Genomic DNA, 16588 nt, shown 5'->3' with positions numbered 1-16588 from the left:
CCGACCCTGGAGGTGTTCCGCACCGTGTCCACGCCGTCCTTCGCCGAGTTGGGTCTGCCCGCGACGCTGGTGCAGTCCCTGCGGCGGGAGAAGGTCGCCGAGCCGTTCCCGATCCAGGCACTGGTGATCCCCGACATCCTCGCGGGACGAGACGTGCTGGGTCGCGGCCCGACGGGATCCGGGAAGACCCTCGCGTTCGGGTTGCCGATGCTGGTGCGGCTCAAGGGGAAGCCCAGCGCGCCCGGGCGGCCTCGCGGGCTGGTGCTCGCGCCGACCCGAGAGTTGGCGATGCAGATCGAACGCTCCCTCGACGAGTCCGCGCTCGCGCTGGGCCTGCGGTTGGCGTCCGCGACGGGCGGCGTTCCGACGAAGCCGCAGGCGCAGCGGCTCGCCCGCGGCGTGGACGTGCTCGTCGCGACCCCGGGCCGCGCCGCGGACCTGATCGCGCAGAATGCGCTGGATCTGGGCGACGTCGCGGTGACGGCGGTCGACGAGGCCGACCACATGGCGCAGATCGGATTCCTGCCGCAGGTGACGTCGATTCTCGACGCGACCCCGGAATCCGCGCAGCGACTGCTGTTCTCGGCGACGCTCGACGGCGAGGTCGACGAACTGGTGCGCCGCTACCTGAACGACCCGGTGACGCACGCGACGGCGTCCGCGGCGGCGCCGGTCGCCGACACCGACCATCACGTGCTCTTCGTGGACCGCCGCGACAAGTCGCGGGTGGTCGAGGAGATCGCGGCCCGCGACGGGCGGACGTTGATGTTCGTCCGCACCCAGCACGGCGTCGATCGGCTGGTGCAGCGGCTCGCCGAGGTCGGGGTCGCGGCAGGCACACTGCACGGCGGGAAGTCGCAGGCGTTCCGCAACCACGCGCTCGCCGCGTTCACGTCGGGGCAGGTGCCGCTGCTCGTGGCGACCGATGTCGCGGCGCGCGGGATCCACGTGGAGGACGTGTCGCTGGTGGTGCACGTGGACCCGCCTGCGGATCCGAAGGACTACCTGCACCGCGCCGGGCGGACGGGGCGGGCGGGCGCGTCGGGGACGGTGGTGACCCTGGTGACCGACGACCAGCGCGAGGAGGTCGCAGCGGTGATGACGCAGGCCGGGGTCGACGCGATACGCGACTCCGTGCGACCAGGGGACCGAACCCTCTCGAGGCTGACGGGCGCGAAACGGCCACCGGGAAAACCGCGTGTCGCCGAACCTGATCCGACACCGGCAAAGCCCATTCCGCGGCGCCCCGGCGGCGCCCGCGGCGGCCGCGGCCCGGCGGCTCCTCGCCGGACAAGGCGCGGGTCGAAGCCGTGAGCGACCTCCCCGTCCTCGCGGTCGTGCTCGCGCTGATCGGCGCGCTGCTGTTCGCGGTCGGCTCTGTGGCGCAGCAGTCCGCGGCGGAGGGCGTCGACGAGGACGCGTTGATCGGCGAGCTGATCCGGTCGCCGCGGTGGTGGGCGGGGGTGGTCGGCGACGTCGGCGGCTACGGGTTCCAGGCGGCGGCGCTCGCGGTGGGGTCGGTGCTGGTGGTGCAGCCGCTGATCGTCAGCACCCTGTTGTTCGCGTTGCCGCTGTCGGCGCGGTTCACCGGGACCCGGATGACCGGACGCACGTGGGCGGCGGCGCTGGCGCTGGCGGCGGCGCTCGTCGTGTTCCTCGTCGTCGGGAACCCCACCGAGGGTGTGGAGTCGGCACCGTTACGGCACTGGGTGGTTCCGCTGCTGGTGGTGCTCGCCTGCTGTGTCGGGGCGGTCGCCGCCACCGCCGCGCCGCGGATGCCCGCGGGTGCGCGGGCGCTGCTGCTCGGCTCCGCCAGCGGCGCGCTGTACGGGGTGGCGGTGGCGTTGACGAAGCCGGTGGTCGAGGAGTTCGACGACGGCCTCACAGCGGTGCTGACGGGCTGGGAGCCGTGGGCGCTGGCCGCCGCCGGACTGGTCGGCTTCTACCTGCAGCAGCGCGCGTTCGCGGCGGGGGCGCTGTCCGCGTCACTGCCGGCGATCACGATCGGCGAACCGCTGGTGGCGTCCTTCCTCGGTTTCACGGTGCTCGACGAGCGATTGCGGGTGGAGGCCGCGGGGCTGGTGATCGTGCTGGCTGCGGTCGCGGTGATGGTGGTGACGACGGTCGCGCTGTCCCGGGGCCAGGCGGGCGCGGCAGCACCCGCGGTGTCGTCGTGAGGCGGTCTCTCGGTACCGCGGTGCTGGCGCTGACCGTGGCGGTCACGCCGGCTTGTTCGACCGGCGACGAGACGACCCCCGCACCGGAGGCGACGATCGCGGGCAACGGCGGCATCGGCGACGACGGCTCGGGCGACTGGACGGCGGTGCCTCCCGACGAGGCCGGACTCGACCCGGCGGTTCTCGACGCGATGGCCGCCGAGGCCGCGGCGCACGACTCCTACTGCCTGCTCGTCGCCCGGAACGGGAGGATCGCCGGCGAGTGGTACTGGAACGACGTGTCCGAGCACACGGGCCGGGAGGTGTTCTCGGTGACGAAGTCGGCGACCAGCCTGCTCGCGGGGATCGCCGCGGACGACGGCGCCGTCGAACTCGATGCACCCGCCGCAGAGTGGATTCCGCAGTGGCAGGGCACCGACTCGGCGACGGTGACCGTGTCGGACCTGCTCGGCAACGACTCCGGCCGCTACTGGTCGATGTCCAGCGACTACGGCGAGCTGATCCGCGCGCAGGATCGTTCCGCGTACGCGGTCGGACTGGCACAGCAGGATCCTCCGGGCACGGTGTGGGCGTACAACAACGCAGCGATCCAGACGCTGGTTCCGCTGCTCGAGTCCGCGAGCGGAACACCGTTCGTGGAGTTCGGGCGGGATCGGTTGCTCGCCCCGCTCGGGATGACCGACTCGGCGTTCGGGACCGACGCCTCCGGCGGTGGGGTGTCGTTCATGGGTCTTCGGTCCACGTGTCGTGATCTGGGACGCCTCGGTGAACTGGTACTCCAGGACGGGGTGTGGGACGGCAGGCGGATCGTGTCCGAGGAGTACCTGGACGCCGCCACCGGCCGCGCCTCCCAGGACCTCAACGCCGCGTACGGCTACCTGTTCTGGCGCAACGCCGTCGGTCCGATCGCGGGCGCGGTGAGCCCGCTGTCGGCGCAGCAGGTCGCGGGCCGGGCGGACGCGCAGATGGCGCCGGGCCGACCGGAGGACCTGGTGTGGGCGCTGGGGCTGGGCGGGCAGATCGTGCAGATCCACGCGCCGACGAACACCGTCGTGGTGCGGATCGGCCCGCCGGAGCCGGGCGCGGACTACGACTACTCGGCGACGGCGAAGGTGCTCGACGCGATCCGCAACTGACCGTGTCCGGATCCGGTGACCGACGCCGGACGCCGTCACCCGGTACCGTGGACTGACGTGCGCTTCCTCGACGGACAGACTCCGCCCTACGACCTGACCTACGACGACGTGTTCCTGGTGCCGAACCGCACTGACGTCGCATCCCGCTTCGACGTGGACCTGTCCACGCGGGACGGCTCCGGTACCACCATCCCGATCGTCGTCGCGAACATGACCGCGGTCGCGGGCCGACGAATGGCGGAGACCGTCGCGCGGCGCGGCGGCATCGTCGTGATCCCGCAGGACGTCCCCACGTCGGCGGTCGCCGAGACCGTAGCCTTCGTCAAGGGCAGGCACCTGGTCGCGGACACACCGGTGACCCTCGGCCCCGACGCCTCGGTCTCGGACGCGCTCGCGCTGCTGCCGAAGCGGGCGCACGGCGCGATCGTCGTCGTCGATGCCGGGAACCGGCCGGTCGGCGTGGTGACCGAGGCGTCCTGCGCGGACGTGGACCGGTTCACGCGGCTCAGCGCAGTCGCCGCCACCGACTTCGTGACCGCGCCGTCGACGGCGTCGGCGCGTGAGGTGTTCGACCTGCTCGAGACCCGACACGATCCGATCGCGGTGGTCGTCGACGGCGACGGCCGACTCGAAGGGGTTCTGACCCGTACCGGCACCATCCGCGCGGGGATCTACACCCCGGCGCTGGACGACGCCGGACGGCTGCGCATCGCCGCGGCCGTCGGCATCAACGGTGACGTCGCCGCGAAGGCGAAGGCGCTGGTGGAGGCCGGTGCCGACGTGCTGGTCATGGACACCGCGCACGGGCACCAGGCGAAGATGCTCGAGGCACTGTCCGCGGTGGCGGCCCTCGACCTGGGTGTGCCGCTGGTGGCGGGCAACGTCGTGTCGGCGGCCGGTACCCGGGACCTCGTCGCGGCGGGCGCGAGCATCGTCAAGGTCGGCGTCGGCCCCGGCGCGATGTGCACGACCCGGATGATGACCGGCGTCGGCCGCCCGCAGTTCTCCGCGGTCGCGGAGTGTTCGGAGGCGGCACGGGAACTCGGTGCGCACGTGTGGGCAGACGGCGGTGTCCGGCATCCGCGGGACGTGGCGCTGGCACTCGCGGCAGGTGCGTCGAACGTGATGATCGGCTCGTGGTTCGCCGGAACCTACGAGTCACCGGGCGACCTGCGGTTCGACGAGGACGGCAACGCCTACAAGGAGAGCTTCGGCATGGCGAGCAAGCGGGCCGTCGCCGCCCGCACCGCGTCCGACAGCGGATTCGACCGCGCCCGCAAGGCGCTGTTCGAGGAGGGCATCTCCAGTTCCCGGATGCGCCTGGACCCGCATCGCCCGGGTGTCGAGGACCTGATCGACCACATCTGTTCCGGTGTCCGCAGCACCTGCACCTACGCGGGTGCCCGGACCATCGAGGAACTGCATGACAAGGCTGTGCTGGGCGTGCAGTCCGCGGCCGGTTTCGCCGAGGGACGGCCCCTGCCGACCGGCTGGTGACCCGCACTCCCGACCTGTGGCGCGCGTCGCGGGTTGCCCGCTTCGCGCGTCACGGGCGGTAGAATGGCCGCTTTCCAGACAGTGTGCGCCCGGCACTCTTCCGGGCACGACGAAAGGATCAAGGTGCCCGAGGCACCCGAATCGGCGCACGACGCCGGCTCCGGCGACGACAGCTCCACGACGGAGGGCTCCTCTACCGAGCCGGGTGACAAACCCGGCGGCCCCATCCCGACCCACTCCGGGCGGCGATAGACGATGCAGATCGCAGTGACCGTCGTCAGCCTGCTCGGCTTTCTCGCCCTGACCGCAGGCACCGCGGTGTTCGTCGCCGCGGAGTTCTCCCTGACCGCCCTCGAGCGCAGCACCGTCGACGCGCATGCCCGCGACGGCGACCGCCGCGCGCGGCAGGTGCAGCGGGCGCACCGCACCCTGTCCTTCCAGCTGTCGGGTGCGCAGCTCGGTATCACCATCACCACGCTGGCCACCGGCTACATCGCCGAGCCGGTCCTGGCGAAGCTCATCACCCCGCTGCTCACCGCCGTCGGCGTCTCGGCGTCGGTGGCGTCGGGGGTGTCCCTGGCGCTGGCGCTGATCCTCGCGACGTCGTTGTCGATGGTGTTCGGTGAGCTCGTCCCGAAGAACCTCGCGATCGCGCGTCCGCTCGCGACGGCGCGCGCGACCGCCGGACCGCAGGCCTGGTTCTCGACGGTGTTCCGTTGGGCCATCGACGGTCTCAACGGCACCGCGAACTGGGTGGTGCGCCGTCTCGGTGTCGAGCCGGCGGAGGAGCTGCGGTCGGCGCGGTCGCCGCAGGAGCTCGGTTCCCTGGTACGCAACAGTGCCCGTAGCGGCACCCTCGATCCGGGCACCGCGCTGTTGGTGGACCGGTCGCTTCGGTTCGGTGAGCGCACCGCGGAGGAGTTGATGACGCCGCGGGTGAAGATCGAGACCCTGGAGCTGCACGACACTGTCGCGGACCTGCTCGACGTCGCGTCCCGCACCGGCTTCTCCCGATTCCCCGTCGTCGACGGGGACCTGGACGACACGGTCGGCGTGGTGCACGTGAAGCAGGCGTTCACGGTGTCCGCGGCGGCCCGTTCGGCGACCCGGCTGTCGGTGCTCGCGCAGAAGGTTCCCGTCGTTCCGTCGAGCCTCGACGGTGACGCGCTGATGGAACAGGTGCGGTCGGACGGCATGCAGGTGGCGCTCGTCGTCGACGAGTACGGGGGCACCGCGGGACTGGTGACGATGGAGGACCTGATCGAGGAGATCGTCGGCGACGTCCGCGACGAGCACGACGACCAGCAGATCGACGTGCAGCGCTCCGGGGACGGCTGGATCTGCGCCGGACTGTTGCGGATCGACGAGATCCGCCACGCAACCGGCTATGCGGCACCGGAAGGCGAGTACGACACCATCGGCGGTCTCGTCCTGGAACGGCTCGGCAGGATTCCCGAGGTCGGTGACGAGGTGGAGTTGCCCGCACCCGACGGCTCCGAAGCGCAGCCCAGCGACGGCGCAGGCGGCTGGCTCGCCCGGGTCGCCGCGATGGACGGCCGCCGCATCGACCGGATCGTCCTGACTCCGGTCCCCGCGGAGACGCTCGCCGCCTTCCGCGCCCGCACCGACGAGGAGGCCGACGATGAATGACCTGTTCGGCGTTCTCCTGACGGTGCTGCTGCTCGGCGGCAACGCCTTCTTCGTCGCGGCCGAGTTCGCGTTGATCTCGGCTCGCCGCGACCGGCTCGAGGCCCTGGTCGCACAGGGTAAGAAGCGGGCCGCCACGGTGATCCGCGCCGGCGAGAACCTGTCGCTGATGCTCGCCGCGGCGCAGCTGGGCATCACCATCTGCTCGATCCTGCTGGGCCGGGTCGGCGAGCCGGCGATCGCGCATCTGATCGAGAAGCCGCTCGACTGGGTGGGTCTGCCCGACCAGTTGCTGCATCCGATCGCGTTCACCATTGCGATGGCACTGGTGGTGGTCCTGCACATCCTGCTCGGGGAGATGGTGCCGAAGAACATCGCGATCGCGGGCCCCGAGCGGGCGGCGATGCTGCTGGTGCCCGCGCACCTGGGGTTCATCAAGTTCGCGAAGCCGCTGATCGCGTTCTACAACTGGGCCGCGAACTCGGTGCTGCGGTTGCTGCGGGTGGAACCGAAGGACGAGCTCGACAGCACCGTCTCCGAGATCGAGCTGACCGAGATGATCGGCGAGTCCCGCTCGGAGGGTCTGATCGACGAGGAGGAGCATCGCAGGCTCACGCAGGCGCTGCACACCTCCGGCCGCACGGTGGCCGACGTGCTCATTCCGCTCGACAAGGTGCGGACCGTGCCGTTGACGGACCGCGGGACGACGCTCGGGGAGATCGAGGAGGCCGTCGCCGAGACCGGCTACTCGCGCTACCCGGCGGCGCTGCCGGACGGCACCCTCGCCGGGTACCTGCACCTGAAGGACGTCCTCGACGAGGTGCTCGACGAGCATGCGGGTCCGGACACGGTGGTTCCACGCGCCGACATCCGTCCGTGGCCGCGAGTGCTGGTGCAGACGCCGCTGGACGAGGCGCTCGCCGTGTTGCGGCGGGCGAGCAGCCATCTGGCGGAGGTTGTCGACGCCGACGGCGTCTGCCTGGGCATCGTCGCACTCGAGGACCTGGTCGAGGAGTTCGTGGGCACGGTGCGGGACGGCACCCATCGCATCACGGACGCCGTCCCCGGACAGCACACGCCGTGACCGCGGTGAGTTCCGTCCAACACCGCGTCGTCCTGCCCGAGTCGGAGTGGACGACGCGGCGGGACGCGTACCGGCATCGGGTGGACGAACTGATCGGTGCGCACGTCGACCGGCAGTCGCACGGCGTCACGCATCCCGTGGTGGACTTCCTGTTCACCTACTACAGCCTCCGGCCTGCGCAGTTGCGGCGCTGGCATCCCGGTTTCGGGATCGTGCTCGGCGGCGATGCCGCGCGCCGCTACGCGGAGTACTCCGGCTATCGGGAGGTCGACGGCGGGGTCACCGCCGACCCGGCACTCGTGCAGCGGCGGCGGACGATGCTGGAGTTCACCGAACGCCTGCTGGCGGGCACGCAGTCGCGGCCCGCCCAGCTCGGCTGTTTCGGTCTGCACGAGTGGGCGATGGTGTACCGGGGCGGGGCCGACGCGGTCCGGCATTCGGGGACGCCGCTGCGACTCGGCGCGGACGGGACGGACGCGGTCGTCGAGTCGATGTCGCTGCGCTGCACCCACTACGACGCGTTCCGCTTCTTCACGCCGGACGCGGTGGGCCGCAACCAGGTCCCGCTCTCGCGCGACGAGCAGGCCGCGCGGGAGCAGCCCGGCTGCCTGCACGCCGGGATGGATCTTTACAAGTGGTGCTACAAGCTGGTGCCGCTGGTCGACTCCGACCTGCTGATCCGTTGTTTCGAGCATGCGATGGACGCGCGGGAGCTGGACATGCGGGCGAGCCCGTACGACCTGCGCGAACTCGGCTACGAGCCGGTGCCCATCGAGACCGCGGCGGGCCGCGCCGACTACGTGCGCGCGCAGCAGTCGCTGGCCGAGCGGGCCGAACCGCTGCGAGCCGAGCTCCTCGTACGCTGCCGGGAACTGCTCACGTTCCGGTCCTGACGACCGGGAACCGATCCCGCGCGCATCCTGCGGACCGCTACATTCGATCCCGGACGGTTGCCCGGAAGACGAAGGTGGCGCAGGTGAATCTCACGCACGACGACATCGACCGCGACGAACTCGAGCGGCGCAAGGCGCTGTACGGGCCGCTCACGGACGCGGTCCGCGATCTCGTCGACGCGACGATCCGCACCGAGGTCGACGACGCAGTGATCCGCGAGGTGCATGCCGAGATCGCCGCCGCCACCGCGAAACTCCGCGCGACGCAGATCGACGGCGCGTTCGGGATGAGGCGCGCCGCGACGGGCGAGCAGTTCGCGTGGGGCAACGCAGGTGTCGGGCTCAAGAACGCGATCGCGCCGCCACTGGTCATCGAACGGGACGACACCGGCCGCCACTGGACGGACGTCACCCTGGGTGCCGCCTACGAGGGTCCGCCGGGGCACGTGCACGGCGGCATCTGCGCGCTGGTCCTCGACCACCTGCTCGGGGTGACGGCCAGTGCCGCGGCACGCCGGTTCACCGGGACGCTGACGCTGCGGTATGTACGCGCGACCCCGCTGGGGCCGCTGCGGGGCGAGGCGGACGTGGTGTCCGTCGTGGGCCGTAAGGCGACGGTGCGGGGCACCCTCTCGGACGCTGCCGGCGTCACCGTCGAGGCGGAGGGCATCTTCATCGCTCCCGCGTCGTGACGCCGCCGGTCAGGCCGCACCCGGCCGCGTCCGTACCAGGCGCGGGCGCCGGCGACGACCCGTAGCGGCCCATGAAGCGGTCGTACCGTTCGGCGGGGGCGACGAACTGTTCCGTCACTCCATGAAGGACCCGGCGCGGTCGGGTCGAGACCCGCGCTGGACAGCACCCCCGCTTGCCCACTAGATTTCATTCTAGCTAGACACCTGTCCAATTCTCTGGAGGTTCCGTGTTCACGCTCGAGGACATCGACGGCGTCGAGATCGACCGCCGCGCAGCCCTGTACGGGCCGCTCGCCGACGCCGTCCGCGAGCTGATCGACGCGACCATCCGCACCGAGACCGACGCCGACGTCATCCGGGACGTCGAGGCGACCGTCCGCGCGGCCACGACGCGACTGCGGGACCGGCAGATCGACGGCGCGTACGGAGTCCGCTTCACCCCGGACGGCACCGGGATGCCGTGGGGCAATGCCGTCGTGGGCCTGCGGAACCCGATCGCGCCGCCGCTGGACATCGAGCGCGACGAGGACGGCAGACACCACAGCAGGTTCACCCTCGGCGCCGCGTACGAGGGCCCACCCGGACACGTGCACGGCGGTGTCTGCGCGCTCGTGCTCGACCATCTGCTCGGGATGACCGCCAGCCCCGGCGACAAGCCGAACTTCACCGGCACCCTCACCCTCCGCTACCGCCGCGCCACTCCCCTGGGCCCGCTGCACGCCGAGGCTCGTATCGACCGGGTCGAGGGCGTGAAGACGTTCGTCGTCGGCACCCTCTCCGACGCCGAGGGAGTCACCGTGGAGGCGGAAGGCGTGTTCATCACCCCGGCATGGGCGCGCGACTGACCGTCAGTCGACGTGGGCGGTGATCGCCACCTCCACCGGCGCCCCACCCGGCAACGCGTACACACCGATCGCGCTGCGCGCCGGGAGGGCGCCGCGGCCGAGTTGCCGTTCGATCTCCGACGATGCGCCGTCGGCGACGGCGGACAGCGCGGTGAATCCCTCCGCGCACGCCACGTAGACCACCATCTCGACGCACCGGAACGGCGTGCCCGGCGGCAGAACCGACCGGATCGCGGCAAGGGCGTTGGCGGCGGACACTCCCGCCGCCACCTGTGCGACGTCCGCGTCCACGTCGTCACCGACGCGGCCGGTGACGGTCAGGATGCCGTCGCGGCGCGGCGTCATACCCGCGGTGCGGACACTGGACCCCGCCCGGACCGCCGGCACGTACCTACCCTGCGGAATCGGTGCGGCGACAACACTATTCGACACCAAGCGTCACTCCTTCCTGTCGGGGGTCACTGCCCCCACTGAACACGCCGCGCGGGTCGAGGGAGACGACCTGCGCGCTGCCTTCCGCGCCGAGCGGCGGGAGGACGGTGACGCGGTGCCCGAGACCCGCGAGTTCGTCGCGAACCTCGACAGCGACGCCGGCCTCGACCCGTAGTTCGGTCGGGTCGCCGATCACGTTGGCGTCGGATCCCGGGTACACGGTGAACCGCGGGGCGGACACCGCTTCCTGCGGGTCGACTCCGTGATCGAGCAGGTGTGAGAGCAGCTGCATGTTCCACTGCACCTGGCCGTCCCCGCCGGGGGTGTTGCCGACGTTCTCCGGCAGCATCGTCACCGGCCTCTCCTCCATCTTCAATGCGAGCCTGGTCGCCGCGAAGGAACTGTTCAACATCTTCCTGATCATCGCGATGGTCACGGCGATGCTCGGCGCGCTGCGTCAACTCGGCGCGGACCGCTTGATGGTCGCCCCGTTCCGGCGGGTCATGCGCGCCGGAACCAGCAGCTTCCTCGTTCTCGCCGCCGTCACCTACGTCATCTCGCTCTTCTTCTGGCCCACGCCGGCGGTGCCGCTCGTCGGCGCGGTGCTCATTCCCGTCGCGATCCGCGCCGGCATGACTCCGCTGTCGGTCGGCATGGTCATCGCGATCTGCGGGCAGGGAATGGCCCTGTCGTCGGACTACATCATCAAGGTCGCGCCCGGCATCTCCGCCACCGCTGCCGGCGCCGATCCGGACGCCGTCGCCGACAAGGCGCTGGTCCTGTCCCTGATCGTCGGTGTCACCGCACTCGTCATCACCTACGTCGTGCAGCGCCGCACCTGGCGCACCCCGGCACCGGAACTGCTCGCCGAATGGGAGGCCACGGCCGATCGCGGACTCGACTCCCCCGACGACGCGCCGGGCGGTGCGGGTGGCGGCTCCGGACGACCCACGCCGGAGGCCGCTCCGACCGGCGGTCCTGCCGGTGGCCCCGAGGCGGCGGGTGCGGCGACCGCGGTCCTGGTCACCGAGAAGTCCGCCGTCCCGGACGACCCCACAGGAACCGAGCGGGAACGCCGCGGCACCGCGAAGGCGTTCGCCATGCTCGTGCCGCTCGCCTACCTCGCGTTCATCGTCTACCTCATGCTCGGCAAGTTCACCGAGGTCGTCCCGCCCCTCAAGGGTGGCGACGCGGCGGCGATCGTCGGCGGCATCGCCGCGTTGATCCTGTTCGCGGCGGCAGCGTCCAACGATCGCGGCGGGTTCCTGGAGACGACCTCCGACCATCTCGTCGACGGCCTGGTGTTCGCGTTCAAGGCGATGGGCGTCGTGCTGCCGATCGCGGGCTTCTTCTTCATCGGCAACTCGGACTTCTCCGCCACCATCCTCGGTCTGTCCGCGGACGCGACCGCACCGGCGTTCCTGTTCGACCTGGTGAGTTCGGCGCAGTCGCATCTGCCGCAGAACGCCTTCGTCACCTCGTTCGGCATTCTCGCCGTCGGCCTCGTCGCCGGCCTGGACGGATCCGGGTTCAGCGGCCTGCCGCTGACCGGGTCGCTCGCCGGGGCGCTCGGCCCGGCCGTCGACATCGACCCGGCAACGCTCGCCGCGATCGGCCAGATGGGCAACATCTGGTCCGGCGGTGGCGTTCTGATCGCCTGGTCGTCGCTCGTCGCGGTCGCGGGCTTCGCCCGGGTTCCCGTCCTCGACCTCGCCCGCAAGTGCTTCGTTCCCGTCATGGCGGGCCTGATCCTGTCGACGGTGTTCGCAGTGCTCGTCTTCTGACCCGACCCGACATCGGGCAACCGGCCGAACCTCGATCCCCGTCGCGCCACCGCGGCGGGGATCGTGTGCGTGGCCGGCCGAGGGTGAGCCGGTCGAGGCGACCCGACCCGTTCCCGTATCATCGGTAACGACCGGCGACACCGCTGGTCGTCGTCGAGACTCGCCGTGCGACCCGCACCGTCAGTCCCGTGGCACCCGGGTGCGCCAACCTCCGCGCCTCGTGCTCTCGAACTGTTTGACGATGCCGCCCGGCGCGCGGCCACCCGGACCATCTGAACCCCGGGAAGCTACCGCCGGGTAACATTGTTGTGTCCCGTACAGCGTCCCACATGCGGACGCTTCTGGTAGCGGAAAAGTGAGGCTGTTCAATGACTGAACGCGTGCAGGTCGGTGGCCTTCAGGTCGCCAAGGTTCTCTACGACTTCGTGAACACCGAGGCGCTCCCCGGCACCGGCGTCGATGTCGACGCGTTCTGGTCCGGCGCCGTCAAGGTGATCGAGGACCTCGCCCCCAAGAACAAGGCGCTGCTCGCCAAGCGCGACGACCTGCAGGCACAGGTCGACACCTGGCACCGCGACCGCGCCGGCCAGCCCCACGACGCCGTCGCGTACAAGGCGTTCCTGCAGGAGATCGGCTACCTGCTGCCGACGCCGGAGCCGTTCGAGATCACCACCGGGGGCGTCGACGCCGAGATCGCGACCACCGCAGGCCCGCAGCTGGTCGTGCCGGTGCTCAACGCCCGCTTCGCGCTCAACGCCTCCAACGCACGCTGGGGCTCGCTGTACGACGCGCTGTACGGCACCGACGCCATCTCCGAGGAGAACGGCGCCGAGAAGGGCACCGGCTACAACAAGGTCCGCGGCGACAAGGTCATCGCCTGGGCCCGCAACTTCCTCGACACCGCCGCGCCGCTCGCCAAGGGCAGCCACGCCGAGGCCACCCGCTACTTCGTCGACGGCACCGAACTGAAGATCGAGCTCGGCGGCGAGGTCGTCACCGGACTCGCTCAGCCGGAGAAGTTCGTCGGCTACCTCGGCGACGCCGACGCCCCCACCTCGGTGCTGCTGCGCAACAACGGCCTGCACGCCGAGATCCAGATCGACGCCAATTCGCCGATCGGCTCCACCGACGCCGCAGGCGTCAAGGACGTCGTGCTCGAATCCGCGATCACCACGATCATGGACTTCGAGGACTCCGTCGCCGCCGTCGACGCCGACGACAAGGTCGTCGGCTACCGCAACTGGCTGGGCCTCAACCGCGGCGACCTGTCCGAGTCGTTCGACAAGGGCGGCAAGACGCTCACCCGCACCCTGAACGGCGACCGCACCTACACCGCGCCCGACGGCTCGGAACTGACCCTGCACGGTCGTTCGCTGCTGTTCGTCCGCAACGTCGGTCACCTGATGACCAACCCCGCCATCCTCGACGCCGACGGCAACGAGGTCCCGGAGGGCATCCTCGACGCCCTGGTCACCAGCGCCTGCGCCGTCCACGGCCTGACCCGCAGCGACTCCAACGGCCCGCTCGACAACAGCCGCACCGGCTCGATCTACATCGTCAAGCCGAAGCAGCACGGCCCCGAAGAGGTCGCGTTCACCACCGAGCTCTTCGGCCGCGTCGAGCAGGTCCTCGGCCTGCCCGTGAACACCCTCAAGGTCGGCATCATGGACGAGGAGCGCCGCACCACCGTCAACCTCGCCGCCTGCATCAAGGAGGCCAGCGAGCGGGTCGTGTTCATCAACACCGGCTTCCTCGACCGCACCGGCGACGAGATCCACACCTCCATGGAGGCCGGCGCGATGATCCGCAAGGCCGAGATGAAGAAGCAGCGCTGGATCGCCGCCTACGAGGACTGGAACGTCGACACCGGACTGGCCGCCGGCCTGCAGGGCAAGGCGCAGATCGGCAAGGGCATGTGGGCCATGACGGACCTCATGGCGGACATGCTGGAGCAGAAGATCGGCCACCCCAAGGCCGGCGCCAACACCGCATGGGTGCCGTCCCCGACCGGCGCCACCCTGCACGCGACCCACTACCACCAGGTGGACGTGTTCGCCGTGCAGGACGAGCTCAAGGGCAAGCCCCGCGCCACCGTCGACGACATCCTCACCATCCCGCTCGCCCCGTCCACCGACTGGACCGACGCGGAGAAGAAGGAGGAGCTGGACAACAACGCCCAGTCCATCCTCGGCTATGTGGTGCGCTGGATCGACGCCGGCGTCGGCTGCTCCAAGGTTCCGGACATCCACGACGTCGCGCTCATGGAGGACCGCGCCACGCTACGCATCTCCAGCCAGCTGCTCGCCAACTGGCTGCGCCACGGAATCGTCACCGAAGCGGATGTGGTGGAGGCCCTCGAGCGGATGGCCCCGGTCGTCGACCGCCAGAACGAGGGTGACGCCACCTACCGGAACATGGCACCCGACTTCGACACCAACATCGCCTTCCAGGCCGCGAAGGAGCTGATCCTCGAGGGCGCGAAGCAGCCGAGCGGCTACACCGAGCCGATCCTGCACCGCCGCCGCCGGGAGTACAAGGCCGCGAACGCCTGATCGCACAGTTCCCGAAACGCCGCCCGACCTTTCCGGTCGGGCGGCGTTTCGCCGTTGTCGGCGCAGTTCAGCCCCCGGCGCCGTCGATCCGTACACTGTCCGAGGCTGACCGATCGACAGCGGGCCTCGCGTCCGGAATCGAGGAGACGACGTGGGGTTTCATCGCGGTGACGGGGAACGGCGGGGCATCAGCAGAGGCCCCGTCATCGCACTCGCATCGGTCATCGTGCTCGTACTCGCCGTCGTCGGCTGGATCCAGTTGCGCGACCGTGTGTTCGACCAGGGAGTCGCCGCCGCCCAGACCTGCGTCGAGGGTGAGGCGCAGCTCGACGTCGCCGTCGACCCGGAGTTCGCCGACCTCGTCGGCACCGTCGCCGAGAAGTACAACGAGTCCGGGCCCGTGGTCCGCGACCACTGCATCCTGGTCAGCGTGAACCCCGCCCCGTCGGACGGGGTGTCCGCCGCGCTGGCGACCCCCGGCGAAGCCGAGTGGACCGGGCCGGGTAACCCGCCCGCGCTGTGGATCCCGCAGAGCGCGATGTCCACCGGGCCGCTGGCCGCGAACCCCGGGGTCGTCGACGGCGCCCCCAAGCCGATCGCGTATTCCCCTGTGCTGCTTGCTGTTCCGGACGCCCTGCGCGACGGAATGAAGCGCGCGGGAATAGGATGGCAGGACCTGCCGCGCCTGCAGTCGGATCCCGAGTCGCTGCCGGAACTCGGGTTGCCGGGATGGGGCAGCCTCAAACTCCTCGTACCCCCGTTCTGGGACAGCGCGACCCTGACGGGTCAAGCCGTCGCCGCGGCCGTCACCGGCACCGCCCCTCTCACCGCCGAGGCCGCCGCGTCCGCGGACGCGCGCTCCGCGCTCGCGACGCTGGCCGCGGGGTCGCGGATCGGCGAGCTTTCCGGCACACCCGGTGAGTCCGTTCGCGACCTCGCCATGCAGTCCGATCACGCGGCGGCACCGTTCCACGCAGTCCCTGTCACCGCCACCCAGCTCGCGGACTACGACAGTTCCTCGGTGAGCGGCTACTCCCCCGCCGGTGCCACACCGGTCGCCGACCATCCGGCCGTGATCCTCGCCGCGCCCTGGGTGGACGAGACCCGGTCCCGCGCCGCCGCACAGTTCTCCGAATACCTCCGAGCCCCCGAGCAGGCCGACATCTTCACCGCCGCCGGCCTGACGACCACGCCACCGGAAGGCTCACTCGCCCCTGCGGACGCGACCACCGCGGCCGCCGTCCTGGCACCGTTGACGGAGTCCTTCACGCCTCGTTCCGCCACGGTCCTGCTCGACGTGTCGGCATCGATGAGCCGCAGCGACGGCTCGGGCACCCTGCTGAGCAACGTGTCCGACACGATGACCACCGTCCTGGACACCCTGCCCGACGACACGGAAGTCGGGCTCTGGCTCTACTCGAACGGCCTCGACGGATCCCGGCCCTACCGGGTGGCGGTCGCCACCGCTCCCCTCGGCCAGACCAGGGACGGTATCGGCAACACCCTCGAATCCACCACTCCGGCGACCGCCACCTCCACGTACCGGTCCGTGCTCGCGGCCTACGAGAGCGCGAAGTCCGGGCACAGCAACGGCAGCACCAACTCCGTCCTGTTGATCACGGACGGCCCCAACGACGACACGAGCATGAGCAGCGCCCAGTTCCTCGCCGCGGTCACCTCCGCGACCGACCCCGACCACCACGTCCAGGTCGACGTGATCATGATCGGCGAGAACTCCGACCGCGCCACACTGCACCAACTGTCGGCGATCACCGGAGGCACCCTGATCGCGGTACCGAACGCGTCCGGCCCGGAGTTCGACTCGGCCGTCACCCGCATGCTCGGCTGA

At 70.8% G+C, this 16588-nt stretch carries 12 protein-coding genes and 2 pseudogenes; 12 read left to right on the top strand and 2 right to left on the bottom strand.

The genetic code is table 11. The annotated features are described in order from the left end of the window. Positions 1–24 precede the first annotated feature (24 nt). From ACFSJG_RS15360 to ACFSJG_RS15320, 9 genes are all read left to right on the top strand, one after another. The gene (locus ACFSJG_RS15360) at positions 25–1314 is read left to right on the top strand and encodes a DEAD/DEAH box helicase (protein ID WP_378486102.1); all 1290 of its coding nucleotides are present in this window, start codon (positions 25–27) and stop codon (positions 1312–1314) included. Further along, positions 1311–2177: a DMT family transporter gene (locus ACFSJG_RS15355; protein WP_378486101.1), complete on the top strand. Its 867-nt coding sequence runs from the start codon at positions 1311–1313 to the stop codon at positions 2175–2177. The genes ACFSJG_RS15360 and ACFSJG_RS15355 overlap by 4 nt, the downstream gene beginning before the upstream one ends. Further along, positions 2174–3313 (top strand): serine hydrolase domain-containing protein, encoded by a 1140-nt coding sequence (locus ACFSJG_RS15350; RefSeq protein ID WP_378486100.1) that lies wholly within the window; start codon positions 2174–2176, stop codon positions 3311–3313. The genes ACFSJG_RS15355 and ACFSJG_RS15350 overlap by 4 nt, the downstream gene beginning before the upstream one ends. Positions 3314–3370: 57 nt before the next feature. Continuing rightward, complete coding sequence (locus ACFSJG_RS15345) at positions 3371–4810, top strand: GuaB1 family IMP dehydrogenase-related protein (RefSeq protein ID WP_378486099.1); 1440 nt, start codon at positions 3371–3373, stop codon at positions 4808–4810. A gap of 255 nt (positions 4811–5065) precedes the next feature. After that, complete coding sequence (locus ACFSJG_RS15340; RefSeq protein WP_378486098.1) at positions 5066–6460, top strand: hemolysin family protein; 1395 nt, start codon at positions 5066–5068, stop codon at positions 6458–6460. Then, positions 6453–7541, top strand: coding sequence for a hemolysin family protein (locus tag ACFSJG_RS15335; protein ID WP_378486097.1), 1089 nt, complete (start codon positions 6453–6455; stop codon positions 7539–7541). The genes ACFSJG_RS15340 and ACFSJG_RS15335 overlap by 8 nt, the downstream gene beginning before the upstream one ends. A 5-nt stretch (positions 7542–7546) precedes the next feature. After that, entirely contained in the window at positions 7547–8434 is an 888-nt protein-coding gene (locus tag ACFSJG_RS15330) for a 3-methyladenine DNA glycosylase (protein ID WP_378486096.1), read from the top strand. An 83-nt stretch (positions 8435–8517) separates the two neighbouring features. Then, the gene (locus tag ACFSJG_RS15325) at positions 8518–9126 is read left to right on the top strand and encodes a hotdog domain-containing protein (protein WP_378486095.1); all 609 of its coding nucleotides are present in this window, start codon (positions 8518–8520) and stop codon (positions 9124–9126) included. A gap of 227 nt (positions 9127–9353) precedes the next feature. After that, positions 9354–9971, top strand: a complete 618-nt coding sequence (locus ACFSJG_RS15320; RefSeq protein ID WP_378486094.1) for a PaaI family thioesterase — start codon at positions 9354–9356, stop codon at positions 9969–9971. 3 nt (positions 9972–9974) lie between these two features. Here ACFSJG_RS15320 and ACFSJG_RS15315 read toward each other — a convergent pair whose 3' ends face one another. Together ACFSJG_RS15315 and ACFSJG_RS15310 are read right to left on the bottom strand one after the other, a co-directional pair. After that, positions 9975–10403, bottom strand: coding sequence for a RidA family protein (locus tag ACFSJG_RS15315; RefSeq protein ID WP_378486093.1), 429 nt, complete (start codon positions 10401–10403; stop codon positions 9975–9977). Beyond that, positions 10393–10740 (bottom strand): annotated as a pseudogene (locus ACFSJG_RS15310) (gamma-glutamyltransferase); the annotation flags it as partial. The pseudogene ACFSJG_RS15310 and the gene ACFSJG_RS15315, both read right to left, overlap by 11 nt. Between ACFSJG_RS15310 and ACFSJG_RS15305 the strand changes: the two are divergent. The 3 genes and pseudogenes from ACFSJG_RS15305 to ACFSJG_RS15295 all read left to right on the top strand — a co-directional run. Next, positions 10739–12187 (top strand): annotated as a pseudogene (locus ACFSJG_RS15305) (hypothetical protein); the annotation flags it as partial. The pseudogenes ACFSJG_RS15310 and ACFSJG_RS15305 sit on opposite strands and share 2 nt — an antisense overlap. A gap of 368 nt (positions 12188–12555) precedes the next feature. Further along, complete coding sequence (locus ACFSJG_RS15300) at positions 12556–14739, top strand: malate synthase G (protein WP_378486092.1); 2184 nt, start codon at positions 12556–12558, stop codon at positions 14737–14739. Between the two features lie 151 nt (positions 14740–14890). Then, the gene (locus tag ACFSJG_RS15295; RefSeq protein WP_378486091.1) at positions 14891–16588 is read left to right on the top strand and encodes a substrate-binding domain-containing protein; all 1698 of its coding nucleotides are present in this window, start codon (positions 14891–14893) and stop codon (positions 16586–16588) included.

It is taken from the genome of Rhodococcus gannanensis (assembly GCF_042681175.1).
Classification (GTDB): Bacteria; Actinomycetota; Actinomycetes; order Mycobacteriales; family Mycobacteriaceae; genus Rhodococcus_G; species Rhodococcus_G gannanensis.
Note: the sequence above shows the minus strand (reverse complement) of the source record. Positions and strands in the feature narration are given on the sequence as shown.